General features: G+C 60.9%; 25 protein-coding genes, 1 tRNA gene and 2 pseudogenes. 9 read left to right on the top strand and 19 right to left on the bottom strand.

Going from position 1 to position 22,956, the window contains the following annotated elements; genetic code table 11:
- Window positions 1-160: 160 nt before the first annotated feature.
- Window positions 161-453, top strand: a pseudogene (locus JFT44_RS15320) (OprD family outer membrane porin); the annotation flags it as partial.
- Window positions 454-571: 118 nt separating this feature from the next.
- Here the strand turns inward: JFT44_RS15320 and JFT44_RS29160 are convergent.
- Together JFT44_RS29160 and JFT44_RS15310 are read right to left on the bottom strand one after the other, a co-directional pair.
- Window positions 572-679, bottom strand: a pseudogene (locus JFT44_RS29160) (ParA family protein); the annotation flags it as partial.
- 87 nt (window positions 680-766) lie between these two features.
- Window positions 767-842, bottom strand: a tRNA-Asn gene (locus JFT44_RS15310).
- 133 nt (window positions 843-975) lie between these two features.
- Here JFT44_RS15310 and JFT44_RS15305 point away from each other — a divergent pair.
- Window positions 976-1,218, top strand: coding sequence for a hypothetical protein (locus JFT44_RS15305; RefSeq protein ID WP_198830872.1), 243 nt, complete (start codon window positions 976-978; stop codon window positions 1,216-1,218).
- A gap of 165 nt (window positions 1,219-1,383) precedes the next feature.
- Here JFT44_RS15305 and mug read toward each other — a convergent pair whose 3' ends face one another.
- A complete protein-coding gene (mug, locus tag JFT44_RS15300; protein WP_198830871.1) occupies window positions 1,384-1,956 on the bottom strand; it encodes a G/U mismatch-specific DNA glycosylase in 573 nt (190 codons plus the stop codon).
- Entirely contained in the window at window positions 1,949-2,821 is an 873-nt protein-coding gene (locus JFT44_RS15295; RefSeq protein ID WP_057438570.1) for a LysR substrate-binding domain-containing protein, read from the bottom strand. Before JFT44_RS15295 ends, mug begins: the two co-directional genes overlap by 8 nt.
- Before the next feature lie 135 nt (window positions 2,822-2,956).
- Between JFT44_RS15295 and JFT44_RS15290 the strand changes: the two genes are divergently transcribed.
- From JFT44_RS15290 to JFT44_RS15275, 4 genes are read left to right on the top strand one after another with little or no spacing between them, the layout of a single operon-like run.
- On the top strand, window positions 2,957-4,009 hold the full coding sequence (locus JFT44_RS15290) for an agmatine/peptidylarginine deiminase (protein ID WP_115128655.1): 1,053 nt from the start codon (window positions 2,957-2,959) through the stop codon (window positions 4,007-4,009).
- A gap of 4 nt (window positions 4,010-4,013) precedes the next feature.
- The gene (gene aguB / locus JFT44_RS15285; protein WP_198830870.1) at window positions 4,014-4,922 is read left to right on the top strand and encodes an N-carbamoylputrescine amidase; all 909 of its coding nucleotides are present in this window, start codon (window positions 4,014-4,016) and stop codon (window positions 4,920-4,922) included.
- Window position 4,923: 1 nt separating this feature from the next.
- Window positions 4,924-6,009, top strand: a complete 1,086-nt coding sequence (locus JFT44_RS15280) for an extracellular solute-binding protein (protein ID WP_057960255.1) — start codon at window positions 4,924-4,926, stop codon at window positions 6,007-6,009.
- Between the two features lie 20 nt (window positions 6,010-6,029).
- Entirely contained in the window at window positions 6,030-7,136 is a 1,107-nt protein-coding gene (locus JFT44_RS15275) for an agmatine deiminase family protein (RefSeq protein WP_198830869.1), read from the top strand.
- Between the two features lie 9 nt (window positions 7,137-7,145).
- Here the strand turns inward: JFT44_RS15275 and JFT44_RS15270 are convergent, their stop codons facing one another.
- The 3 genes from JFT44_RS15270 to JFT44_RS15260 form a co-directional block, all read right to left on the bottom strand.
- Entirely contained in the window at window positions 7,146-9,005 is a 1,860-nt protein-coding gene (locus JFT44_RS15270; protein ID WP_169989664.1) for a DUF3857 and transglutaminase domain-containing protein, read from the bottom strand.
- A gap of 112 nt (window positions 9,006-9,117) precedes the next feature.
- Window positions 9,118-10,011, bottom strand: a complete 894-nt coding sequence (locus tag JFT44_RS15265) for a bestrophin family protein (protein WP_057960253.1) — start codon at window positions 10,009-10,011, stop codon at window positions 9,118-9,120.
- Between the two features lie 74 nt (window positions 10,012-10,085).
- Window positions 10,086-11,384 carry an MFS transporter gene (locus tag JFT44_RS15260; RefSeq protein WP_057438575.1) on the bottom strand — a complete coding sequence of 433 codons (1,299 nt, stop codon included), beginning with the start codon at window positions 11,382-11,384 and terminating at the stop codon, window positions 10,086-10,088.
- A 271-nt stretch (window positions 11,385-11,655) separates the two neighbouring features.
- Between JFT44_RS15260 and JFT44_RS15255 the strand changes: the two genes are divergently transcribed.
- Window positions 11,656-12,060, top strand: coding sequence for a hypothetical protein (locus JFT44_RS15255; protein ID WP_198792153.1), 405 nt, complete (start codon window positions 11,656-11,658; stop codon window positions 12,058-12,060).
- A gap of 436 nt (window positions 12,061-12,496) precedes the next feature.
- On the opposite strand, the gene soxR is transcribed toward JFT44_RS15255, so the two are convergent.
- Window positions 12,497-12,991, bottom strand: coding sequence for a redox-sensitive transcriptional activator SoxR (gene soxR, locus JFT44_RS15250; protein WP_120733650.1), 495 nt, complete (start codon window positions 12,989-12,991; stop codon window positions 12,497-12,499).
- Window positions 12,992-13,241: 250 nt separating this feature from the next.
- On the opposite strand from soxR, the gene JFT44_RS15245 reads away from it, so the two are divergent.
- Complete coding sequence (locus JFT44_RS15245; RefSeq protein WP_128592911.1) at window positions 13,242-13,952, top strand: tRNA (adenine(22)-N(1))-methyltransferase TrmK; 711 nt, start codon at window positions 13,242-13,244, stop codon at window positions 13,950-13,952.
- Window positions 13,953-14,009: 57 nt separating this feature from the next.
- Window positions 14,010-14,309, top strand: a complete 300-nt coding sequence (locus JFT44_RS15240; protein WP_057438578.1) for a DUF3144 domain-containing protein — start codon at window positions 14,010-14,012, stop codon at window positions 14,307-14,309.
- A 46-nt stretch (window positions 14,310-14,355) separates the two neighbouring features.
- Here JFT44_RS15240 and JFT44_RS15235 read toward each other — a convergent pair whose 3' ends face one another.
- The 11 genes from JFT44_RS15235 to JFT44_RS15185 form a co-directional block, all read right to left on the bottom strand.
- Entirely contained in the window at window positions 14,356-14,976 is a 621-nt protein-coding gene (locus tag JFT44_RS15235) for a LysE family translocator (RefSeq protein ID WP_198830868.1), read from the bottom strand.
- A gap of 38 nt (window positions 14,977-15,014) precedes the next feature.
- A complete protein-coding gene (locus JFT44_RS15230; protein WP_057438580.1) occupies window positions 15,015-15,545 on the bottom strand; it encodes an AAA family ATPase in 531 nt (176 codons plus the stop codon).
- 65 nt (window positions 15,546-15,610) lie between these two features.
- Window positions 15,611-16,237, bottom strand: coding sequence for a glutathione S-transferase family protein (locus JFT44_RS15225; protein ID WP_057438581.1), 627 nt, complete (start codon window positions 16,235-16,237; stop codon window positions 15,611-15,613).
- Between the two features lie 68 nt (window positions 16,238-16,305).
- Entirely contained in the window at window positions 16,306-16,473 is a 168-nt protein-coding gene (locus JFT44_RS15220; RefSeq protein WP_081044286.1) for a DUF2986 domain-containing protein, read from the bottom strand.
- 92 nt (window positions 16,474-16,565) lie between these two features.
- On the bottom strand, window positions 16,566-17,933 hold the full coding sequence (locus tag JFT44_RS15215) for an ATP-binding protein (protein WP_198830867.1): 1,368 nt from the start codon (window positions 17,931-17,933) through the stop codon (window positions 16,566-16,568).
- A complete protein-coding gene (locus tag JFT44_RS15210) occupies window positions 17,930-18,592 on the bottom strand; it encodes a response regulator (RefSeq protein ID WP_120733641.1) in 663 nt (220 codons plus the stop codon). Before JFT44_RS15210 ends, JFT44_RS15215 begins: the two co-directional genes overlap by 4 nt.
- Window positions 18,593-18,603: 11 nt before the next feature.
- Window positions 18,604-19,248: a tetratricopeptide repeat protein gene (locus JFT44_RS15205; RefSeq protein WP_198830866.1), complete on the bottom strand. Its 645-nt coding sequence runs from the start codon at window positions 19,246-19,248 to the stop codon at window positions 18,604-18,606.
- Window positions 19,245-20,054, bottom strand: coding sequence for an SDR family oxidoreductase (locus JFT44_RS15200; RefSeq protein WP_115128648.1), 810 nt, complete (start codon window positions 20,052-20,054; stop codon window positions 19,245-19,247). The genes JFT44_RS15205 and JFT44_RS15200 overlap by 4 nt, the downstream gene beginning before the upstream one ends.
- On the bottom strand, window positions 20,041-20,715 hold the full coding sequence (locus tag JFT44_RS15195) for a TenA family transcriptional regulator (protein ID WP_057438586.1): 675 nt from the start codon (window positions 20,713-20,715) through the stop codon (window positions 20,041-20,043). Before JFT44_RS15195 ends, JFT44_RS15200 begins: the two co-directional genes overlap by 14 nt.
- Window positions 20,712-22,193 carry an AMP-binding protein gene (locus JFT44_RS15190; protein ID WP_169960215.1) on the bottom strand — a complete coding sequence of 494 codons (1,482 nt, stop codon included), beginning with the start codon at window positions 22,191-22,193 and terminating at the stop codon, window positions 20,712-20,714. The genes JFT44_RS15195 and JFT44_RS15190 overlap by 4 nt, the downstream gene beginning before the upstream one ends.
- Complete coding sequence (locus tag JFT44_RS15185; protein ID WP_198830865.1) at window positions 22,183-22,860, bottom strand: thermostable hemolysin; 678 nt, start codon at window positions 22,858-22,860, stop codon at window positions 22,183-22,185. The genes JFT44_RS15190 and JFT44_RS15185 overlap by 11 nt, the downstream gene beginning before the upstream one ends.
- Window positions 22,861-22,956 lie beyond the last annotated feature (96 nt).

The following is a 22,956-nucleotide window of genomic DNA, read 5'->3' as shown; positions in this document are numbered from 1 at the left end:
CAGAAAGATGGATTACACCAGTAGATAAGATGAAAGGTATTCCAGTTGTGCATATTAATTTGATGCGTTCGCGTGGAAGATTTACTTGTTGCTTCTGTTACTTAGGAATTATAAAAATGGAGCGTTATAAGTGAGCGCAAATAAAATATCTGCAACTTTAATGTTTGGCAGTATTGCCAAGAGTAGCCAGACGTTTGCTGACTTTCTAAGTGATAGCAAAGCTACTTTAGGAATGAGGGACTTCTACTTCAATAAAGAAAACCGTGATAGCACCGCTGCCCCTACGAAAACCGAAGAGTGGCCGCAGGGTCCCTGCTGGACGTCAAGTCGGGATATACCGATGGTTTTGGTGTCGATGCCTCGGGGTTGCTGGGTGTTGCCCTGGACACAGGCAAGGGACGTCACGTCGGCAGCTCTATGATTCCCTCTGACAGTGATAATCGAGCCGTCGATGTTTGCTCATTTGCGGTTCAATACCTTGAGTTTGGCCACGTCGTTAAATGGCGGACAAGTCTTTGGCAAAACGCTCGACTTGGCTCGGGAGGACCAACAGAGAAGCATTTATTTGCCAAATGAGCAGGGTGCGAAGACCGGAGTCGGCGCAGAACGCGCCTAGACTGGCTGTGACCGTGGTTTTCCCCGGTCCGCCTTTTGTTGAGAGTACTGCAGCTATTTTCATGGCAATGGTCTCTAAAGTGAAGAATCAGAGACGACGCGTAGATTATGCTATGCCTGGATCACCAGCTTGGGTGATCCGATTGAGATATGGCTCCACGACCTGGACTCGAACCAGGGACCCAATGATTAACAGTCATTTGCTCTACCAACTGAGCTATCGCGGAATGCGGCGTATCTTACTGATTGAAAAGGATAAGTCAAACGTTTTGTATGATTTTCAGCCTGTGCGTGGCAGGGTGGGGAAACGTTTTACTTTTCGCCGAAATGCTATGGATATTGGGCGTTTAAGGAAAAACCATGAATATCAGCTGGTTGGATTTAGCCTTCGGCGCGGTGGTGGTTATCGGCCAGGGGCTGTCGTTTTGGTTCATGTACTGGCTGTTCAAGAAGCTGCGCAAACCCAAGTCGGCAGCTCCTGCCTATGCCCCCGGTACTGGCATTGATGGCAAGGCGATTCCGGTATTGGCCAGTTTTGTCGGGTTGCGCAGGGTCTTGGGTGGCGTTGGCCACCAACAGCCTCAACCCGTTATTTCGTCTTGATGGCCAGCAGATGATTTACCGGGTTTTACGTCAGAAGCAACGGCCGTTGTGCGATGTGTCGCGGGTGGATGTGCGCAGTGCTTATGGCACCTTTAATCTGGTGTTTGAGTTCAGCGACTCGCCGTTCACATTGATCGTGAACCTGGGGAGTGCGTCGCGCATGGCTTATGTGCTGTCGTTGCTGCCACCCAGCATGCCGCTATCTGAACGGGCGCAAGCAGCGCGGCTTCCAGGGAATGCTGCCAAATAGAGCTGCCCATACGCCTGCACCAATTGCTCCAACGTAAATGCCAGATTCCGCCCGCTGGGATTGGGCAGTACCCACATGGCAGCATCCCCCAGTGTCTGCGGTTGCAGCCCCCACGCCACCTCGCGCAGCCCCGACAGCGCGCAATAACCCGCCTTGCCCAGGAACGCCACATGGCGCGGTGCATAACGGCGGATCTTGTGTTCAAACCCGTCGGCCGCCGCCTTGAATTCATCCCGCGACAATTGATCGGCCCGCGCCGTTGGCCGTTCCACGACGGTCGTCAGCCCGCAGTGGTACTGCAGCAGCGTCCGGTCATCCTCAGGTAGCACTTGATGCGCAGTGAACCCGGCCAGGTGCAAGGTGCGCCAGAAGCGGTTGCCACGCCCGGCAAAGTGATGGCCCTGAGCGGCCGCCAGCAGGCCCGGATTGATCCCGCAAAAAATCACCGCCAGGCGCTCGGCCAGGATGTCCTCCAGTGCTTCACTCATGTGCGGCACCCTGTGCCAGGTTGTCCAGTAACCACTGGCTGAAGCTGCGCGCCAGTGGGTCGCTTTCGCTGTCGCGGTGGGTCAGCAAGGCCCAGTTGGGGCCGCGAATGGTGGCGTCGACCAAGGGGTGCAGCAGGCCATTTTCGCGTGCGTGCTGGCTCAGTAACTGGCTGACCAGTGCGATCCCCAGGCCACCGCAGGCCGCGTCCAGTAGCAGGCCGGGGTCGGAAAAATTCAGCCCCTGGTCCTGCTGGCCGACATCAATCCCGGCTTCCACCGCCCAATGGCTCCAATCCATTTCCCGCTCGCCATGCAGGGTGGTGCGTTGCTCGCGGGGCAGGGCCAGTACGCTGGGGTGGGCGGCGGGATACAGGCGGTCGGTATGCAGCACTTTGAAGCTGCACTCGGCCTGGGCGCTGATGTCATCGCGCACGGCGAGGTCGATGGTCTGGGTGGCCATGTCGGGTACTTCGTCGGTGCTGAACAGCCACAAATCCACGTCCGGGTGGTGCCGGCGGAAGTCGGCCAGGCGCGGCAGCAGCCAGTGGCGAGCAAAGGCTGGGGTGGTGTTGAGCACCAGTTGATTGGCCTTGCGGTACTGCCCCAGTCGGCGCACACCCACGGACAACTGCTGCAACAGGGCCTGGGTGGTGCTGAGGAAATCATGGCCGGCATCGGTCAGGGCAACGCTGCGCCCGTTGCGAAAGAACAGCGGCTGTTCCAGGTACGCTTCCAGGCTACGGATCTGCTGGCTGATGGCCGATTGGGTCAGGTGCAGTTCGTTGGCAGCCTTGTGAAAACTGCCCAGCCGCGCCGCCGCTTCAAAGCCGCGTAGTGCCCCCAGGGGCGGCCAGTGTTTAAGCATGCTGATAAGTTTTTCTAATCATTTATCTGCAAAATCCATCGTTTGTTTGGCGGTTTGGCCAAACGTAGCATGGATCCCCATAGCGTGTACGCCGTTTTTGGTGAACACAAGGGCTTAACTCAGAAGGGGGTTGTCATGCTGCAGAACGAGATGCCACACAGCGGCTGGAGGATGCCGGCGGAATGGGCCAGGCATGCTGCGACCTGGATGGTCTGGCCCCATAACCAGGCGCTCTGGGAGTCGGGATGGCGCGTAACGCTGGCCCAGGTGCAGGCGGATTTTGCCCGGGTCGCCAATGCCATCGCGCGGTTCGAGCCGGTGAAGCTGGTGGTTGACCCTTCTGCACTCGACACGGCCAAAGCCCTGTGCGGCCCCAACATTGAACTGATCGCGCTGGCGGTCAACGACAGTTGGTGCCGCGACTCCGGCCCCAGCTTTATTGGCCACCCGCAATTGGGCTTGGCCGGTGTGAGCTGGCGTTTTAACGCGTGGGGCGGCAAGTCAGCCTATGACCTGGATGAAAGCCTCGCTCGGCGCACCCTCAACCACTTGGGCCTGCCGTGCTTTGGCACGCCGTTGAGCAATGAAGGCGGGGCGATTCATGTGGACGGTGAGGGCACGTTGATCACCACCGAGTCGGTGTTGCTCAACCCCAATCGCAACCCGGGCATGAGCAAGGCCGAAATGGAGGCGATCTTTGCGCGCTGGCTTGGGGTGACAAAAACCATCTGGTTGCCAGGCGACCCGCAGCATGTCACCGGGGATGTGACCGATGGCCATGTCGATGGCGTGTGCGCCTTTGCCCGCCCCGGCGTGCTGCTGGTAGATGCCACGCACGACCAGGGTTCGGTGTACGCCGAGGTCGCACGGGAAAACCGCCGCGCCCTGGAATTGGCCACCGATGCCAAGGGCCGCCGGTTCGAGTTGATCGAACTCTTTGAGGCCAGCGAGGCGGTGGATGCCGACGCCGAGGTGTTTTGCGCCTCCTACACCAACTTCTATATTGCCAACGGCGCGATCATCATGCCCGCCTATGGCATCGCGGCGGACCAGGTGGCTGCCGATGTGCTGGCCCAGGTATTCCCGGATCGTGTGGTGGTGCCGGTGCGCATCAACCACCTGGCCCATGGCGGCGGCGGTGTGCATTGCATCACCCAGCAGCAGCCAGCCTGGCCGGTAAAGGAGTGATGCCATGCGCCAGCTGACCATTGCCACCACCCAGATGCCCTGCACCTGGAACCTGCAACACAACCTTGATCAGGCCGAACAACGGGTGCGTGAAGCGGCGGCCCAGGGCGCGCAGGTCATCCTGCTGCAAGAGCTGTTCGCCACGCCGTATTTTTGCATCGAACAACAACACAAGCACCTGGCCTTGGCTGAAGAGTACCGCCACAGCGCGGTGCTCAAGCGCTTCGCCGCGCTGGCCAGGGAGTTGGGGGTAGTGCTGCCGCTGAGCTGGTTCGAAAAGGCCGGCAACGCCTACTTCAATTCTCTGAGTGTGGCCGATGCCGACGGGCAACTGCTGGGGGTATATCGCAAGACCCATATCCCCAACGCTATTGGCTATCAAGAGAAGGAATACTTCAGCCCCGGCGACACCGGCTTCAAGGTCTGGGACACCGCGTTCGGCCGCCTCGGCGTGGGCATCTGCTGGGACCAGTGGTTCCCCGAGACCGCGCGTTGCCTGGCGTTGCTGGGCGCCGAGGTGTTGCTGTTTCCCACTGCCATCGGCTCCGAACCGGGTTGTGCCAGCCTGGACTCCCGTGATCACTGGCAGATGACCATGCGCGGGCATGCCGCCGCCAATCTGCTGCCGGTGGTGGCGGCCAATCGTATCGGTCGGGAAGTGGCGAGCAGCGACTCAACCTTGCAGATGGAGTTCTACGGCTCGTCATTTATCTGCAACCACAAAGGCGCGCTGCTGGCCGAGGCCGACCGCGCCGGCAGCGGTGTGCTGCTCCAGTGCCTGGACCTGGCGGCCATGGCCGAAGAACGCCTGACCTGGGGCATCTACCGCGACCGCCGCCCTGACATGTATGGCGGTTTACTGACCCAGGACGGTCGCCACCTGCATCCACGCTGGCAGACCCAAGGGGTATGACATGAAGCTGATCCACTGCACCCTGGCCCTGAGCATCGTCATCCCGACGGTACAGGCCGATGAAAAGATCCTGCGCCTGTACAACTGGGCCGACTATTTTGCCGAGGACACCCTGGCGCGCTTTACTGCCGAAACCGGGATCCAGGTGATCTATGACGTGATGGATGGCAGCGAAACGCTGGAGGCCAAGCTGATGGCCGGTGGCAGTGGTTATGACCTGATCTTCCCGGGCGATACGGTGGGCGAGCGCTTGATGCGCGCCGGCAGCCTGCAGCCACTGGATCCGGCAAAACTTGAGGCGCTGGAGGATATCGAGCCGGGCCTGCAACAACTGCGCAGCCATTACCGCACGTCCAATCAGGCCACAGTGCCCTATACCTGGGGCACGATTGGCCTGACCTATAACACCGAGCAAATCCTACAGCGCTTGCCGAATGCGCCGGTCAATAGCCTGGACCTGTTATTCAAGCCGGAACTGGCTCGCCAATTTGCCGATTGCGGCATCTCGCTGATCGACTCGCCCGACGAAGTACTGGCCGTGGCGCTGATCTACCTGGGGCGCGAACCGCGCAGTGCCAAGCCTGAGGACCTGGCTGCGGCCAGCGCCCTGTTGCTCAAACTGCGGCCGTATATCCGCAAGTTTCAGTCGCAACCGGTGACTGACCTGGTCAATGGCAACCTGTGCCTGTCCCTGGGCTACAGCGGCGACATGACCCAGGCGCAGCGGGCGGCGGATGCGGCGGGTAAAAAGGCGCGCTTCCAATACCACATCCCCCGCGAGGGCACGACGGTGTGGATGGACACCATGGCCATCCCCGTGGATGCTCGGCATCCGGAATACGCCTACGCGTTTATCAACTTTGTCATGCGCCCAGAGAACATGGCGGCCATCAGCAATTTCACCGGCTACCCCACGGCCAATGCCAAGGCCCGCGCCAGCGTCGATCTCGCCATGGGCAACAACCCGGACATTTACCCGGACGACGCCACCTTCAAACGACTGGTGGCCGGGCAGGATATTCCCCAGGCCGATATGCGCGCACGCATGCGGGTTTGGACTAAGTTCAAGACGGCCATCGGTCAATGACGGTCAACCCAGAGGTGCACATGAGCACACGTCGCCAATTCATCCAACAGGCCGCGGTGGTGGCCGGCCTGGGCGCCGCCGCGTCCATGGGGCTGCCCGTCTACGCGGCGGTCCAAGGCCGCTGGTTCATGCCCGATGAGGGCGAGAAACACCAGCGCGCCTTTATCGCCTTTGGCGCCCAGGAGGCGATTCACCAGGACTTCACCCCCGCTGTGCAGGACGCCCTGGGCCGTATCGCTCGTACGATTGCCGAGTACGAACCGGTCACGGTGTTCTGCCGCGAAGATGAGCGTGAGCTGGCCGAAGAAAAATGCGGCACCCGTAACATCACCTTCGTACACGCCGAGCTGGATGACATCTGGATGCGTGACACCAGCGCCAACTTTGTCGTGGATGACAATGGCCAGTTGGGCGCAGTGGACTTCAACTTCAACGGCTGGGGTAACAAGCAGCAGCACGCCGACGATGCCGAACTGGCGGCTCACGTTGCCGAGCTGGCAGGCGCAACTTACATCCGCAGCGAACTGCTGGGCGAGGGCGGTGCCATCGAAGTGGATGGCCATGGCACCGGGATCATGACCGAAAGCAGCTGGATCAATGCCAACCGCAACCCCGGCTGGAGCAAGGCCGACGTCGAGGCTGAGCTGAAGAGCCGACTGGGCTTGCGCAAGATCATCTGGTTGCCGGGTATCAAGGGCAAGGACATTACCGACGCCCATGTCGACTTTTACGCACGCTTTGTCTCGCCGGGCGTGATCATCGCCAACCTGGACACCGACCCTGAATCCTACGACCACCAGGTGACCTTGGCCCACTTGGACATGCTCAAGCAGGCTAGCGATGCCGATGGCCGGCCGTTGCAAATACACACGGTCTCGCCACCGCTGAACCCGCGTCGCAACCGGTTCAGCCGGGACAATCCGGACTATGCCGCCGGCTACATCAACTACTTCGTGATCAACGGCGCAGTGATTGCGCCGCAGTTTGGCGACAAAGTCGCCGACCGCAAGGCCTTTGACTTGCTGTCCAGGCTCTATCCGGGGCGCAAGGTGGTGCAACTGGATATCGACGCGATTGCAGCCGGCGGTGGTGGTATTCACTGCGTGACCAGTCACCAGCCGGCATGACCTTGGGAGTTACAGCGTCTGCACGATGATCTGGCTCTTCAGGTCGTTGACCATGCTTTCGATCACCGGCTTCATCGCCTTGAAGTCCTCGGGGCTGCACACGGTATTGGCATGGGCGAACTTGAAGTGGCGGGTGATCAGCACCGTGTTGCCTTCCTTGGCGTAGGTGGCCTGGTAGTCAAAGCCGGCCTGTTGCAGGGACTGTGGCTTGGGCACGGCGAGGACGGTGACTTCCTTGGGGAACTCGAAACGGGCCTGCTCCTGGGTTTCTCCCGAGAGGCAACCGAACTCTTGGGTGCGGTCTTTTTCCGAGGCGAAGGCAAACACGTTCTGCGCAATGCCGCCGACCAGGCTGCTGAGCGCCGGCACGCCGGTCGGGCCTGGCAGGTTGACCAGGTTGTCGGTGCGCCCTTCAAGGGTGTTCTTGAACGGGTTGACTTCATCCTGCAAGGAGTCGCTTTTAAACGTGCCCTGGCCCGTTTGCCCGTACCAGCCGAGGACGTTGCGGATCATCGAGTCGCGGTCAGCCGGTTTCATTGCATTGAGCAGGTAGCGATTGAACTCTGAGCCCCAGCCTTCCACGGTGGTGGCATGCACAAAGTCCGCCGCGCCGTTGCTGTCGACCTTGAACAGCAGGTCGTTGGTGACCTTGCCGGTTTGCGCGGCCGGGGTCTTGGCCATTTCGCCGGACTGCGTCAACAGTACTGGCTTGCCCAGCACCGGGATCGGCAGGTAGCCCGCGGCGATGGCTGTGGCGGTGGAGTCCAGATACAGATCCAGGGCCGGCACATAAGTGATCGCATGGTTGAGCACACCCAGGGTGGGCACTTTGGCCAGGGTGTAGCTGTTACCCAGGTTGACCAGCACCGGCGAGCTCTCGATCGCTACCGCGCGCAGCATGGCTTCCAGCAGGGCCACATGGTCCTTGCAGTCGCCATAGCGGTTGTCCAGCACGGCCTGGGCCGGGTGCGGTACTACGCCGCCTGCGCCGACATACACCGCTACATAACGAATGTTCTTACGAACCCAGTCGCTCAGGGCCAGGGCTTTGCTGCGCGGGGTGCTCAGGTTGGCCGTAAGTTGCTTGGCCAAGGCGGCAATGGCCGGCGTCACTTCGACCTGGGCCCTGGCCTCATAGGCCTGGGCAAAGTCCTTGTAGCTGGCGAACGTCGAGACCGCGAGGAATTGGCCGTAATCGACGTAGGACACGGCGCCGGTTTCCATGCGCGCCTTTTCCTGTGGTACGTAGTCCCAACGGTACACCTTGCGCCCGGCAGCTGCGGCCGGGGTGCTGGCCTTGAAGCCCCGGGCATCGACGAACAGCGGCTTGTCGGCTGGCAAGTCGTAGCTCAGGCTCAACTGCTCGGCATCGTAGAAGTCCGGCACGTAGAAGTCTTCGAACTGCTGCGGGAACAGGGCAGTGGTGCGCTGGCGCTGGTAGCGCAGGACCAGCCGGTCACCGACCGCTACCTCTGGAAATATCACCACTTTGACCCGCGAGTCCTGGAACATCGGCGCCTCGGACGAGGCGGTCTCCTGTTGTTCCTTGATCTGCTCGGCGCCCACCTTCACCTTGCGGCCGTCGGGCTTTTGGGTGAAGGCTTCAAGCACCTCGAGGTTTTCCAGGGAGCGGTTGTAGCTCAGCGAACGCTGTGCGTTGTCTTTGATCGCTCGCTCTTCATTGATCCGTGTGACCAACTCAACCATCTGGACAAAACTGCCATCGGCATTGATCACGTACGACTGGTGGTTTTTTTCGAAGGTGGCCGAATGGTCGGTTTCATCGGTGGCGGCTTGGACACTTAGCGTACAGGCAAGCAAAAAAAGTGCGCCCAGCAGGCGCATCGAGTGCAGGTAAAAGCTTTGCATAGAGATCCTTCTGATTAATGCGACGCTCACTCTGCAGGGAAGAGCGCACTGTGATAAACGAAATGTTTAATGCGACTCATTATTATCTATGCGCTCGAAAAATGCAGGCTTTTTAATGGCCCCTGCGAACATCCCCCAACGAATCCCGCTGCATCGACTGCAGGTTTTTCTCGATGGTTTCGCAGATGGCCTCTGTCTGGATCTGGTGCTCGCTGGAGCGAAACGGGCTTTGCAGGTCGGTGCCGATGCGTTCGATGGCCAGCAGCATAAAACCCACCACCGTGGAGGCCAGTGGGGTGAACCAGCCCAGGGACTCCACCAGCCCCACTGGCACGATCAGGCAGAACAGCGAAATAAACAGCCGGGGGAAATACACATAGGGGTAGGGCAGTGGTGTGTTGGCGATGCGCTCCATGCCGCCCTGGCTGTTGGACAGATCAACCATGGTTGATTCCAGCCGCGCCAGGCGAATGCTGTCCAGGCGCCCGGCCTTGTATTCGCGGGCCAGCAGGGCCGCGGAGCCGGTGAGGATATCGTTGGCAAAGTTGTTGGTAGCGCCGTTGCGCGCGAACTCATCCCCAGGAATAAATGCCCGCACTTCCTCCGGGCACGGCTCGCCCCGCAGGTGCGACGCCAGGCAATTCACATAGGCCACGTGGCGGCGCAGCAAGGTCGACTTGATCGGATTGACCTCGTTGTCGGGGTCATCCAGCAGCGTCAGCACCTGCCGCGCAAAGCTGCGTGAGTTATTGACCATCGCGCCCCACAGCGTGCGTGCCTCCCACCAGCGGTTATAGGCGCTGGTATTACGAAAGCTGATCAGCACCACCAGCGCCGAGCCGAGCAGCGTCAGGGGCATCAGCGGCAGGTTGATCTTGGCGTTGAGGAACAGCATGAAGTCCACGGTGACCGCAATATCCCACAGCAGCAGCCAGAACAGTGCCCAGCCGACATAGCCCATGGTCTTGATAATCAGGCGGTACTTTTTGACGATGGCAGCTTTCAAACACAAACCTCCGAGCGGGCGAAAAGCATCGATGCCCTAGCTCGGACGGTGTTTGCGCAAGAAAGGTTCGCGCCTTACGCGTCGTGCAGGGAAATGCGCGAGGTCTCCGGCAAGGCCAGGCCGCCGGCCAGCGCGAGCAAGGCCACGGCAATCAGGTAAAACGCCGGTGACAGGTTGCTACCGGTGGTGCTGATCAACCAGGTCGCCACGAGCGGCGCGGTGCCGCCGAAGATCGTGTAGGCCATGTTGTAGGTGATCGCCGAGGCGGTGTAGCGCGTGCGGGTCGGGAAGGTCTCCGAGAGCAGGGCGGCCGTGACCACGCCGCACAATACTGCGCCCACCGCCAGCAGCATCACGCCGATGATGGACGCGGCGAACGAGCCTGAACTGGCCATCAGGAACGAGGGGTATACCACCCCCATCAACAGTCCGCAGGCGGTCATTACTGTGACGCGCCGCCCGACCCGGTCGGAATACCAGCCGGCCAGCGGGCATATCGCCGCAGCGAAGATCAGCGCAATCAGCGACACCAGCAACGCCGTCGCCCGGCTCAAACCACCGGCCACCTGCAGGTACGTGGCAAAGTAGGTGGTGAACATATAAAACGACAGCGCCGTCAGCGACACAAAAGCGCCCAGGCAGCAGATTGCCGCGCCATGGTTGCGCAGGGTTTCCTTGAGCGGCGAGTGGGCCACCGCGTGCTCCTGCTCGACCGCCTGGAACGCCGGGGTTTCATCCAGCCGCCAGCGCAGGTACAGGCCCACCAGGCCCAGCGGTGCAGCGATCAGGAATGGCAGGCGCCAGCCCCAGCTGCCCATGGCTTCGGCCGACAGCGAAGCCTCCAATGCATAGGCCACCACCGCCGCCGAGGCAAAGGCGGCAAAGGTCGATACCGGGATAAAGCTGCCATACCACGCCCGTTTATCGCTGGGCGCGTGCTCCATCAGGTAGGCGCAGGCGCCGGCGTATTCACCGCCGGCGGAGAAGCCCTGGGCGCAACGGATCAGCGACAACAGGATCGGCGCCGTGACGCCAATCGCGGCATACGTGGGCAGCAGGCCGATCAGGGTCGTGGCCCCGGCCATCAGCAAAATCGTCATCGCTAGGGTGCGCTTGCGGCCGATGCGATCGCCCAGCATGCCAAAGAAAATCCCGCCCAGAGGCCGAAAGGCAAAGGCCACGGCAAACACCGCGAAGGTCTTGAGCAACGCCGCACTGGCATCGCCACTGGGGAAAAACTGCTGGGCGATGGTGGTGGCGAGAAAGCCATACACGGCGAAGTCGAACCACTCGACAAAGTTGCCGATACCGGCGGCGACGATGACTTTTCTCAGGGTTTGCGGCGGGACCTGTTCGGTGGATGCACGCGTCATGGCGGGGCCTCGGCATTTCGTCAGTAATCGTTCGATTATCAGGAAAGTGCCCGGGGCGGCTTACTTCAAAAGTGTCATCGGCGTAGTCAGCACCGACCTGCCAAGGCAATGAAGATCCAATGTGGGGGGCTTGCCAGCGATAGCGGCGGGTCAGCCGACATCAATCCCAGCAATACCGCCGCCATCGCAGCCTCGCCGGGGCTCGACAGCTCCCACCTCGATCTTCAGGGGTTGGAAGATTGCATTTCACTACCACCGCAGGATGCATACGGTGCTCAATGTGCTGAAGATCCAAGGTGGGAGCTGGCTTGCCTGCGATAGCGGTAGTTCAGCCAACATCAACCCCAGCAATGCCGCCGCCATCGCAGCCTCGCCGGGGCTCGACAGCTCCCACCTCGATCTTCAGGGGGGGAGGATTTCATTTCACTGCTACCGCAGGATGCATACGGTGCTCAATGTACTGAGGATCCAATGTGGGAGCTGGCTTGCCTGCGATAGCGGTGGGTCAGCCAATATCAATCCCAGCAATGCCGCCGCCATCGCAGCCTCGCTGGGGCTCGACAGCTCCCACCTCGATCTTCAGGGGTTGGAAGATTGCATTTCACTACCACCGCAGGATGCATACGGTACTCAATGTACTGAGGATCCAATGTGGGAGCTGGCTTGCCTGCGATAGCGGTGGGTCAGCCAACATCAATCCCAGCAATACCGCCGCCATCGCAGCCTCGCTGGGGCTCGACAGCTCCCACCTCGATCTTCAGGGGTTGGAAGATTGCATTTCACTACCACTGCAGGATGCATACGGTACTCAATGTACTGAGGATCCAATGTGGGAGCTGGCTTGCCTGCGATAGCGGTGGGTCAGCCAATATCAATCCCAGCAATGCCGCCGCCATCGCAGCCTCGCTGGGGCTCGACAGCTCCCACCTCGTTCTTCAGGGGGGGAGGATTGCATTTCACTGCTACCGCAGGATGCATACGGTGCTCAATGTGCTGAAGATCCAAGGTGGGAGCTGGCTTGCCTGCGATAGCGGTAGTTCAGCCAACATCAACCCCAGCAATACCGCCGCCATCGCAGCCTCGCCAAGGCTCGACAGTTTCCACCTTGATCTTCAGGGTTTGGAGGATTGCATTTCAGATGCGGCAGCGGCGCGTTCGAGGATTCTCGGCCCCGGTCCTTCCTGGCTCAAGGTATCGCCGGGGTTGCGCAACGGGCAGTCGTTGAGCGACAGGCAGCCGCAGCCAATGCAGTTGTCCAGGCTGTCGCGCAGGGCTTCCAGGGTTCGGATGCGTTCGTTGAGGTTGTCGCGCCAGGCCGAGGACATTTCTCCCCATTGCGCGGCCGTCAATTTGCTGTTCGGCGGATAGCGGCCCATGGCGCGTTTGATCTCTTCCAGCGGAATGCCGGTGCGTTGCGCCACTTTGATAATCGCAATGCTGCGCAGCACCAGCGACGGGAAGCGCCGCTGGTTGCCGGCGTTGCGGGTGCTGGCGATCAAGCCCTTGGACTCGTAGAAGTGCAGGGTGGAGATGGGTACGCCACTGCGCCTGGCCACCTCGCCGATGGTGAGGGAGCGCACACCGTCCGGGTTCTTTTCTGCTGCCATGGGTGTTTTCCTCAAGTTAAGTTGAGGTTTTATAGTCCTGTCCGATCTTTGCTGCAACCGCTTTCTGCCCGAGCTGCTCAGCCTGCGCCAGGCCATTGCCCAGGCGCAGGCCGTGTCCTATGGCAATGCCGTGGGCCTGTACAAGGCGCTCGCCTGGCGGGCGCCGACGGCGGTGCTTTACCCTGCGGCGCGCACCGCGCATCATGCGCGCCCGCACTGAGGGCAAAAGTGCCGCGAAAAGGAACAGCAGTTGAACCACAACACATTGTCCAAGCGCCTGGAGCGCGTGGCGGCCCAGGTACCGGCCGGCGCGCGCCTGGCTGATATCGGCTCGGATCACGCCTACCTGCCGGTGGCGTTGATGAACCGTGGCGCGATTGTCGCGGCAGTGGCCGGTGAGGTGGCGTTGACGCCGTTCCGCGCCGCCCAGCGCACGGTGTGCGACAACGGCCACGAACTGCACATCCATGTGCGCCTGGCCGATGGCCTGGCGGCTATCGAACCGGCCGACCTGCTCGACGCAGTCAGCATCTGCGGCATGGGCGGCGAGACCATCCGCGATATCCTCGAGCGCGGCAAGGCGCATCTGAGCGGCCGGGAACGCCTGATCCTGCAACCCAACGGCGGCGAACAACCGCTGCGCCTGTGGCTGATGGACAACGGCTATCGCATCCTCTGCGAGGAACTGCTACGGGAAAACCGCTTCGACTACGAAATCATCGTCGCCGAGCGCAGCGGGCCGGTGAGCTACAGCGCCGAGCAGCTGTACTTCGGGCCCCTGCAGATGCAGGCCCGCAGCCCGGCGTTCCTGGCCAAATGGCAACGCCTGCTGCGCTACAAGCAACGTACCCTGGATCAGTTGGCCCAGGCCCGACAAGCGTTGCCCGAACAGAAAGTGCAGGAACTGGCGCAAGAGGTGCGCTGGATCACACAGTTGCTGGAGGCGACGAACCCGGTCTAGGGTCTTGCCTGCCGCAAATGTTTCAATGACTCATTTATCCAACCCAGGTGTTCCACCATGCCAGACGCTACCGACCAAGCCTTCTACGACCGCGCCGACGCGCATATCGAACTGTCGAACGAGCAACTGAAAACCCTCGAGAACCTGGGCCAGGTCAGTGCCTCGATGATGTTCGGCACCACCCGTTTCAACGCCTGGGCCAGTGCGCGCAACTTCAAGTCCGGCGCGGAAATGGCCGAGGCGCGGGAAGCGATGTTGAAGTACTTCTGTGAGCAGTACCGGATGATGCTGGAAGACAATCTGGATGATCACATCAACAACTTCAGCCAGTACATGACGGCCCCGAAGCCGCAGTGATCCAGGGGCTCGACAGCGCCCACCTTGATCTTCGTCGAAGCCCTGACTAGCGTTTGCTCAATGCCAGGCGGGCCGCGAACAGCACAAAAAGCAGGCCGGTGCTGCGGTCCATCCAGGTGATCACCTTGCCCCGGCGCAGCACTGCGGCCAGTGGCTGGGTGGCGCCGATCAGGGTCAACGACCACGCCATGCCGAGCACCACATGGATGCTCACCAGGCCGAATGTCCAGGCGATCAACGAATGGCCCTGGGGAATGAACTGCGGCAGGAACGACACATAGAAAATCCCGATCTTGGGATTGAGCACATTGCCCAGCATGCCTTTCAAGAACCAGCGGGTGCCGGGTTGGGCATGAGCCTCACCGACCGTCAGGGAGGTGCGTGGGCGCAGTAGCATATTCAGGCCCAGCCAGGCCAGATAAGCGGCGCCGCAGTACTTCAAGAGGTTGAAGGCCACCTCCGACACCGCGATCAACGCACCCAAACCAAAGGCCACCGCCGCGCCCCATAAGAAACAGCCCGCATTGATACCCAATGCCGCACGCAATGCCTGCTGCTTGCCTTCCACCGTCGCGGTACGCAACACCAGCGTGGTGTCGAGCCCGGGAGTGAGGGTCAGGAGGGTGGCGGCGAGGGTAAAGGCGAGCAGATTATCGGCGATGGACATGGGGCACGTGCCTGCACGGTGGGCCTGGGCGCACGTTATCACACGCCGATGGCAAGGCCGGGCAAGCGGTCGAGAAAATCTGCCACCTGCCGGTTACCGCGCAAATGCACTGTCGGAACATCCGGCCCCACTGCCAGGCGCATCGCCTCGATACCCGGCCGATAGCCGCGATCAAAATTCCATACAAAACTCAAAAAGGTCAGAAACTCCCGGTCGAGCTTGTCGGTACACCCCACGGGCCGATCCGCGCGAGGGCGTTTCATGGCGCTGCGTATCAGTACCCGGGTGAAACAGGTGAGTCGCGGTGTATCCAGCCAGATGATCAGGTCGGCACGGGGCAGGCGCAGGTCGAAGGTGCGTCGGGCGTAGTTGCCTTCACACACCCAGGTGTCCGACGCAACGGCTTCGCGTACCCGCGTGCGGAATTGTTCGGCGTCGGTCTCGACCCAGTTGGGTTCCCAGAACAGGGTGTCCAGGTGCACCACGGGCAGGCCCAGGCGCTGGCCAAGGGCGCGGGCGAGGGTGGATTTGCCGCTGCCGGCGTTGCCCAGAATTACAATCCGTTGCATGGAGACGTCCCAAAAAAAGCCGGCAATTATGCCGGCTTTGGAAGGGCAGTCAAATGCCCGGTGATTTACTGGGCAAACGCGTATTCCCCACCCTGTTCCAGCGCCTTGCGATAGGCCGGCCGGGCCTGGAACCGCTGGACCCACGCCGCGAGGTTCGGGTACGCCGGCAGCTTGCCCTGGGCCTTGGCGATTTCGCCAATGAAGCTCATCTGGATATCCGCACCGCTCAGTTCCTCACCCAGCAGGTACGGTGACTGCGCCAGGGCGTCGTTCAGGTAACCCAGGTAGTTGGCCAGTTCCGACTCGATCCGCGGGTGCAACGGCGCACCGGCATCACCCAGGCGGCCGACGTACAGGTTGAGCATCAGCGGCAGCATGGCCGAGCCTTCGGCAAAGTGCAGCCATTGCACGTAGGTGTCGTAGGCGGCCGTGGCCGGGTCGGGTTGCAGGCGACCCTGGCCATGGCGGCGGATCAGGTAGTCGACAATGGCGCCGGACTCGATCACCACGCGGCTGCCATCTTCAAGCACCGGCGATTTGCCCAGCGCGTTGATCGCCTTGAGCTCTGGTGGTGCGAGGTTGGTTTTTGGGTCGCGCTGGTAGCGCTTGAGCGCGTAGGGCAGGCCGAGTTCTTCGAGCAGCCAGAGAATGCGCTGCGAGCGTGAGTTGTTGAGGTGGTGAACAATCATCATGGGAAGCTCCGCCGGGCGAGTGTGGGTGTCTGATAGCAGACTGTTGCGCCGGCGTAGAGTGCCCTGAATCAGTTGGGCGTGTCAGGGGAAGTTGTCGGGTCCTGAGGCGGCTGCGCTTCCAGCTTCAAGCGGTCGGCCTTGCTGATGTACTTGTCTTTGCTTTTGGGGGCCAGTTTGGCACTGGCCTTTTTGGCGTTGGCTTTTAATAACTGATTGATCTTTTTACGACGGTTCATGCGGTTTACTCGGCGCGTTGATCTTTCGATGATATCAGCTCAGCAGTCGGGCGAGTGGGCTTGGCCAAATGCTTTTACGGGCATGCACCGACCTAAAGCCGGGCAAACTCAAAGGTTGCCCGTAAACCACCCGATGGCCCGTTTTCCAAGCGGACCTGTCCACCCAGGCGATTTGCGATGGATTGCACGATGGTCAGGCCCAGGCCTGCGCCGTGGTCATTGCCACGGCTGTAGAAGCGCTCAAACAGTCGATCACGTTCTGCTTCATCAATGCCCGGCCCCTGGTCTTCGACACTCAACTCGTAGTGATCGTGGTGTTTGGCCAGCCCGACGGTGATGAGCCCTCCAGGCGGGGAAAAGTTTGCCGCATTGCTCACCAAATTGTTCAAGGCAATCTGGATGATCCCGGTGTCGACTTTGACCAGGCCGACTTCTTCGACAGGGTCGAACACCAGCTCAAGTTCCTTGCTCAAGAGCCAGGGTGTCATCTGCACCAGACTGTCCCGGACTGTCGCCACCAGATCTGTTTTTGGCGCCTCAAGGGCGGAGGTGCGGGGTTCAATACGGGCCATCGTCAGTAGTTGATTGACCAGTCGGGTAGTACGGTCGACACCTGCCATGAGGTGCTCAAGGGACGCGCGTCGATCATCCTCGCTAGCGGCGTCCTTCAGGTTTTCTGCGTGAACTTTAAGCACCGCCAACGGTGTGCGCATCTCATGGGCGGCGTCGGCGATAAAACGCCGCTCGCGTCCCATGACCTCCTGGATTTGTGCGAGCACGCGGTTAAGGGCCGCCTGCATGGGCTCCAGTTCAGTGGGCAATGGATTCAAGTGCAAGGGTTCAAGCGAGCCTGGATGCCGCGCACGCAGGGTTTGCGCCATGTTGACCAGGGGTTTCAAGCCCCAGCCAATCGCCAGCCAGATCACTGCGGCAAGCAGCACGCAGCCAATCAGATTGGGCAACACCGTATGGCGGACAATCCGATTCACCAGATCGTCACGCACGTCGTCACGCTCGCCCACCCAAATCTTCAAATTATATTGCGCATCCTCCAAGACAAACGCGCGCCATGCTCGGTTGTTGACGTCCGTGATGGCGCTGAAACCGGCCTTGCTCGGTGGTGAGGTAAACGCGGGTGCGCTGGCGGTGTGAACCAGCAACGTGCCGTCCGAGTTCCAGACCTGGAACGCGATCTTGCTTTCATACGGATGGCCATCGACCTTAGGCACGGCAAGCCCCAGCGCTTGATTGAACGCCTGGTACAGCTCTGCTTGCTCCTTACTGGCCATTGGCATGCGCATCACGCCTTGCAACAGACGCGCGTTTTGCGCCAGTTGGGCGTCGTAGACCTCGTCAATTTCATGATTGCTGTCATGCAGGTTGACGGCGGTCATGATCAGTAGACCGAGGAACAGCAGGCCAAGAATCAAGGTGAGCGTGCGCTGGCGAATGGAGGTCATGGGCGTTCGTCCACCAGATAGCCGACACCACGGATGGTTCGGATCAACTGGCTGGAAAACTTCTTGCGCAGGTGATGGATATGCACCTCCAGCGTGTTGCTTTCCGCCTCCTCGCTCCAGCCGTAGAGTATCTGCATCAGTTGATCGCGGGTCATGACCCGGCCAGGAGGGGAAAGCAGTTCATGGAGTAACTGATACTCCTTGGGGGTCAGGGCCACGGGCTCGCCCAGATAGCTGACTTGCTGGGTACCGGGGTTCAGGCTGATGCCCGCGTGTTCAATCAGCATCTGGGCCCGGCCAGCGCTGCGTCGCAACAAGGCCCGTATCCGGGCTTTGAGTTCTGCGAGGGCGAACGGTTTTATCAGGTAGTCATCCGCTCCGGCATCCAGGCCGGCGATACGGTCCTCGGTGGCGTCCCGGGCCGTGAGGATCAGGACCGGCAGGTTGGAGCCACTGTCACGCAGGCGACGCAGGACGTCGAGCCCGTCCATTCGTGGCAGACCGAGGTCGAGCACGGCCAGATCAAACGTTTCGCTGAGCAGTGCGTGCAAGCCGCTGCTGCCGTCCTGCAACCAGTCGACGGTGTAGCCCTCGCGCGTAAGGGCCTGGTGAATACCTTCGCCCAGGCCCATGTCATCCTCGATCAGTAGTAAGCGCACACGGACTCCTGTCAGTCGAGTTTCTGGTTCACTTGCTGCAGTAACGCTTCGATTTCCGTGCGGCGCCCGGCGTCAGCGGTTTCACGGCCTGGCCTCGGGGCTGCCTGCAGGGCTTTTTGTAGCGCCTGTCTGGCTTGGGGGTAGCGTTTTTGACGGTAAAGGTGATCGCCCCAGAAGTACAGACTATCAATGCCGTCTGGGTTCAGTTGCAATGCTTGCTCGAGCAATTGTTGTGCTTTGTCCGAATCGCCGAAACCAATAGGCCAGCCCGGTACCCGATCATACAGCGCGGCGAGGCTGGTGTAGGCCGAGCCTTGCAAGGCTTTGGGGTCCAGGGAGAGGGCTTTTTCCAGGTCGATCTTCGCCTCCTTGACCTTGCTCAACGCGCCGAGCCCACGCTGGGCGCCAGCCCAACTGCTGGTGACGATACCGGACCAGATCCAGGCCTCGGCGACGGATTGGCGGTCCTGGGTAAACGCGCTGGCTTGGGTGGCGAGTTGCTCGAACTTCGCCGCGCGCTGGTCGGCGGGTAATTCGTATTGAATATGCGCCCAGCGCTGCTGGATGTCGTTGAGGCGTTGCTGGTCAGCGGCGTCCAGGGCCCAGACGGCCGGGCTCAACGCGCCGAGTAATAGCAAGCAGAGGGTGTTTTTCATGGATTGAGGTCCTCGTTGTCAGTCTTTTGGCTCAGGCGACGGATCAGGGGTAGGTGCTTGCGCAAGCTTCGGTCAATCAGGTTGGGCAGCAGGCTGTTGAGGCGTACAAAAAACCGTTCCGGCCAGCCCAGGTACAACTCGCGATGGTCACCGGCAATGGCGCGGATCACGGCCGAGGCCACGGTTTGAGGGTCGTCGACATTCGCGTTGAGGGCGTCGTTGAGCGCCTGCGCGGCCGGACTGTTCATGGGGGTGCTGGTGGCGCGTGGCGCGACATACAACACACCCACGCGGGTGTCTGACAGCTCACGGCGCAAGGCTTCGGAAAATCCACGCAAGGCAAATTTGCTTGCGCAGTAGCTGGCGTAGCCGGGGTAGCCAATCGAGCCATAGGTGGAGCCAACGTTGACGACCATCGCGCTGCTGGCCTGCTTGAGCAGTGGCAGGAGGATTTTCGTCAGGCAGATAGGCGCGCTGATGTTGACTGCCAGCATGGCGTTGATATCGCTGTCCTCGAGCTGCTCCAGCATGGCGAAGTGATTGACCCCGGCGGCGTTGATCAGCAGGTTGATACCGCCCATTGCCTGCGCAGCGGTCAGCACCTTGCGACGGTCTGCCAGGAACGTCAGGTCGGCGCCAATCCAGAACACCTGCTGTGGATAGCGCTCGAGCAGCGGCGCCAACGACTCGCGGTGGCGGGCGACGGCCAGCACCTGGGCGCCGTTGGCGCACAGTGCGTCAGCAATCGCCGCGCCAATGCCGCCGCTGGCGCCGGTCAAGACCACGCGAGCCTCAGACAGGCGCATGCAGGCTCTCCCCGTCACGCGGCAAGCCACGGAACATGTCGGTGTAGAGTTTGTAGACCACTTTGGAGGCATGAATGACCGCCGCCTGATCACTCGGGTCCTGCAGTTTGTCCATCAGTCGGCGGTAAGTCTGCATGTGCCCGATATCCAGGGAACCGTGGGAGCTGAGGTAGCTGAAGGCGGTTTCCGGCAGCTCAAGGCGATCGCGAATGGCCCCGGCGGCGTGGGTGGCAAGGGCGATGCTGGTGCCTTCGAGGACGTTGACCATGCCAAACAGACCTACCGGGTTATCCCGGGCGATCAGGTCGTAGAGGAAACTGGTCATCAACTCGATGGGCAGGGACGGATGACCGTCGCGTACCGCCTCTTTGTCGCCGCCACAGGCCTGGATGTCGTTGAGCACCCATTTTTCATGGCCGTATTCTTCTTCGATGTACTCACAGACTGCTTCACGCAGCCATTCCAGGCGCGTCGGCAGGCGCGCGCCACAGGCCATCATCAACGGCACAGTGTGGCGTACGTGGTAGTACGCCTGGGTCAGAAACGCCCGATAGCTCTCCAGGCTGACCTTGCCCTCAAGGGCATCGCGGATGACCGGTAGGGTGAACAGCTCGTTGCGTTCTGCTTGAGTGGCGATTTGCAGGGTGTCGAAAAAACTCATGATGCGGATACCTCGGAAGGGGTCGATACAGTCAATTGCGCCTGGTAACGCTCAACAATGGCGTCGCGGCGCGGCCTGCCATTGGCGGTCAGCAGACCATTCGCGGGCGTGAACGGTTGAGGCAGCCGGGTCCAGTGATGGACCTGGGCGTATTGGGGCAGGGCCTCGTTGGCCTGGGCCACCGCGGCCGCCAGTTCGTCATCGGTGCAATCGGGGCGATGGGGCCACAGCAGCGCATGGTTGCTTGGCATGGCTTCGCCGTAGACGAAGGCCTGGGCGATATGCCGGCGTTGGGTCAGTTCGGCCTCGACCCATTCCGGATTCACGTTGCGCCCGAAGCTGGTGACAAATTGATGTTTTTTGCGCCCCTTGAGATAGAGAAAACCGTCGGCGTCAAACTCGCCCAGATCGCCGCTGGACCACCATTGATCGACGCCAGCGGGCTCGCCCAAATAACCGAGCAAGGTAGAACCCTTGATCAGCACTTCGCCATCTTCAGCCAGACGTACCTCTACGTGAGGCAGGGGTTTGCCGACACTGCCGGGACGATGGGCCTCGGGGTGGTTGAGGCACACCACCGACGCACACTCCGACAGGCCGTAGCCTTCGTAGACACGCATGCCGAGGGTGTGCGCACGGTGCAGCAGTTCTTCTGACACCCGCGCACCGCCCACGGCGGCAAAACGCAGGGTTTGAGGATTGAAGGCTTTTTGTTCGCCAGCGTTGACCAGCAGCAGGAGAAGCTGCGGCACCAGAATCAGGCTTTCGGGGGCGCGGGCGGCCAGGCAGCCGAGCAATTGCGGGACGTCGACGCCGCTGGCCCCTTGAATCCCCAACACGCTCTGGCTTGGCAGGCTCAGGGTGACGCCGGCATAAAGGGCGGCATAACAACCGATATTTTCCAACAGGATTGCCAGGGGCAGCACCGCGAGGTGGTGCCGTGGATCGTTGGGTTGGCTGGCCTGATACAGCTCGCGGGCAACCCTCAAAATACTCTCGGCGCTCAGGCACACGCCTTTGGGGGTACCGGTGGTTCCCGAGGTAAACGTCAGTTTGGCGGTGTGTTCGGGTAAGCCGGACGCACCGTTGAGGTTTTTGCGCCAGAACTCGCCGGTTTTCTCGAAACCGGCGGTTTGCAGTTCTGCCTCCAGTTGCGGTTCGGCAATCACCAGCTCTGCCTGGCTTTGTTCCAGGCAATGCTTGCGTTGAGCCGGGGTGAAAAACGGCGGCAGCGTCAGGCACGTCAACCCTTCGAACAGCGTGGCCAGATCCCAGAGCATCGCTTCGACGCCATTGTCCAGCGCCAGCGCGACCACCTTGATGCCCTCATCGCGCAGTCGCTGTTGGCGATAGTTAAGCTCGGCGTACAGGGTGGCATAGTCCAGCTTCAACTGATCGCCCCACAGGGCGGTGGTGTGTGGCGTGCATTCAGCGTGGCTGCGCAGGATCTCCTTGAAGCGTTCCATTTCAGGCGACATAAGTGGCCTCCTCAAGCGATGTGGGCAACCCCAGGCGGTTGAACACGCCGATATTGCGTAGATGGACAAAGCCTGCGCGGATGTTGCCTACATGCACCCAGGGCTTGCTGTCGTAATAGCTGCCCCAACTGTGGCGGTCAGCGCCCAGCCGCTCGGGGTCGGCGGCGCAGAGCGTCAGCGGTTTTAATCCCAGGCGATGGAAGCTGTTGACCAGCCCGATATTGCCGGTAAAGGCCACCCATTCCAGGCCGCCCGTGGCCAGCAGATAAGTGAGGGTAATGATGCTCAGGCGTGCGCTGCCGTTGTCACTGGCCGCCAGATTGCCCACCTCGACGATGCCGGTGCGCTCGACGGGGCGCTCGGCTGCCGTGCCGATCAGCGCTTCAATCGACGCGTCCAGATACCGCTCCAGAAACAAGGGTTCAGTCTTGGCCAGACGCACACCGGCGACGGCGCAAAGTTCGCCAGACGCGCTGCTTACGCCAAACAGTTCCGGCATGAAATGACGAATGTCAGCACCATGTGCCTGGCGAAAACGTTGCTGGACAAAGGTTTCGAACACCGCGCGCAGCGTGTCGCCGGGCAAGGCCCTGAGCAGATTCATCTGCGAGGACTCGGCTTGCCCGAAGTGAAGCGGTAAAGAGAGGTGCCAGTCGAAATGGGCCATTGGATAACGTCTCCCCAGTAGGTTTGGGCAGAGTATCGAGGGCATTTCTTAACGGAGTCTGAAGGTCGCAACAGACGGGCTGGCGCTTCTTCAGAT

The organism is Pseudomonas sp. MF5691 (assembly GCF_016405645.1).
GTDB lineage: Bacteria > Pseudomonadota > Gammaproteobacteria > Pseudomonadales > Pseudomonadaceae > Aquipseudomonas > Aquipseudomonas shahriarae.
The sequence above is the reverse complement of the archived record's forward strand: the minus strand, read 5'-3'. Positions and strand labels throughout refer to the sequence as shown.

What these genes read in the sequence shown, in the direction of transcription:
- JFT44_RS15305 (WP_198830872.1), top strand. Translation starts at nt 976, where the DNA reads ATGAATATCAGCTGGTTGGATTTAGCCTTCGGCGCGGTGGTGGTTATC.
- mug (WP_198830871.1), bottom strand. Translation starts at nt 1,956, where the DNA reads ATGAGTGAAGCACTGGAGGACATCCTGGCCGAGCGCCTGGCGGTGATT.
- JFT44_RS15295 (WP_057438570.1), bottom strand. Translation starts at nt 2,821, where the DNA reads ATGCTTAAACACTGGCCGCCCCTGGGGGCACTACGCGGCTTTGAAGCG.
- JFT44_RS15290 (WP_115128655.1), top strand. Translation starts at nt 2,957, where the DNA reads ATGCTGCAGAACGAGATGCCACACAGCGGCTGGAGGATGCCGGCGGAA.
- aguB (WP_198830870.1), top strand. Translation starts at nt 4,014, where the DNA reads ATGCGCCAGCTGACCATTGCCACCACCCAGATGCCCTGCACCTGGAAC.
- JFT44_RS15280 (WP_057960255.1), top strand. Translation starts at nt 4,924, where the DNA reads ATGAAGCTGATCCACTGCACCCTGGCCCTGAGCATCGTCATCCCGACG.
- JFT44_RS15275 (WP_198830869.1), top strand. Translation starts at nt 6,030, where the DNA reads ATGAGCACACGTCGCCAATTCATCCAACAGGCCGCGGTGGTGGCCGGC.
- JFT44_RS15270 (WP_169989664.1), bottom strand. Translation starts at nt 9,005, where the DNA reads ATGCAAAGCTTTTACCTGCACTCGATGCGCCTGCTGGGCGCACTTTTT.
- JFT44_RS15260 (WP_057438575.1), bottom strand. Translation starts at nt 11,384, where the DNA reads ATGACGCGTGCATCCACCGAACAGGTCCCGCCGCAAACCCTGAGAAAA.
- soxR (WP_120733650.1), bottom strand. Translation starts at nt 12,991, where the DNA reads ATGGCAGCAGAAAAGAACCCGGACGGTGTGCGCTCCCTCACCATCGGC.
- JFT44_RS15240 (WP_057438578.1), top strand. Translation starts at nt 14,010, where the DNA reads ATGCCAGACGCTACCGACCAAGCCTTCTACGACCGCGCCGACGCGCAT.
- JFT44_RS15235 (WP_198830868.1), bottom strand. Translation starts at nt 14,976, where the DNA reads ATGTCCATCGCCGATAATCTGCTCGCCTTTACCCTCGCCGCCACCCTC.
- JFT44_RS15230 (WP_057438580.1), bottom strand. Translation starts at nt 15,545, where the DNA reads ATGCAACGGATTGTAATTCTGGGCAACGCCGGCAGCGGCAAATCCACC.
- JFT44_RS15225 (WP_057438581.1), bottom strand. Translation starts at nt 16,237, where the DNA reads ATGATGATTGTTCACCACCTCAACAACTCACGCTCGCAGCGCATTCTC.
- JFT44_RS15220 (WP_081044286.1), bottom strand. Translation starts at nt 16,473, where the DNA reads ATGAACCGTCGTAAAAAGATCAATCAGTTATTAAAAGCCAACGCCAAA.
- JFT44_RS15215 (WP_198830867.1), bottom strand. Translation starts at nt 17,933, where the DNA reads ATGACCTCCATTCGCCAGCGCACGCTCACCTTGATTCTTGGCCTGCTG.
- JFT44_RS15205 (WP_198830866.1), bottom strand. Translation starts at nt 19,248, where the DNA reads ATGAAAAACACCCTCTGCTTGCTATTACTCGGCGCGTTGAGCCCGGCC.
- JFT44_RS15200 (WP_115128648.1), bottom strand. Translation starts at nt 20,054, where the DNA reads ATGCGCCTGTCTGAGGCTCGCGTGGTCTTGACCGGCGCCAGCGGCGGC.
- JFT44_RS15195 (WP_057438586.1), bottom strand. Translation starts at nt 20,715, where the DNA reads ATGAGTTTTTTCGACACCCTGCAAATCGCCACTCAAGCAGAACGCAAC.
- JFT44_RS15190 (WP_169960215.1), bottom strand. Translation starts at nt 22,193, where the DNA reads ATGTCGCCTGAAATGGAACGCTTCAAGGAGATCCTGCGCAGCCACGCT.
- JFT44_RS15185 (WP_198830865.1), bottom strand. Translation starts at nt 22,860, where the DNA reads ATGGCCCATTTCGACTGGCACCTCTCTTTACCGCTTCACTTCGGGCAA.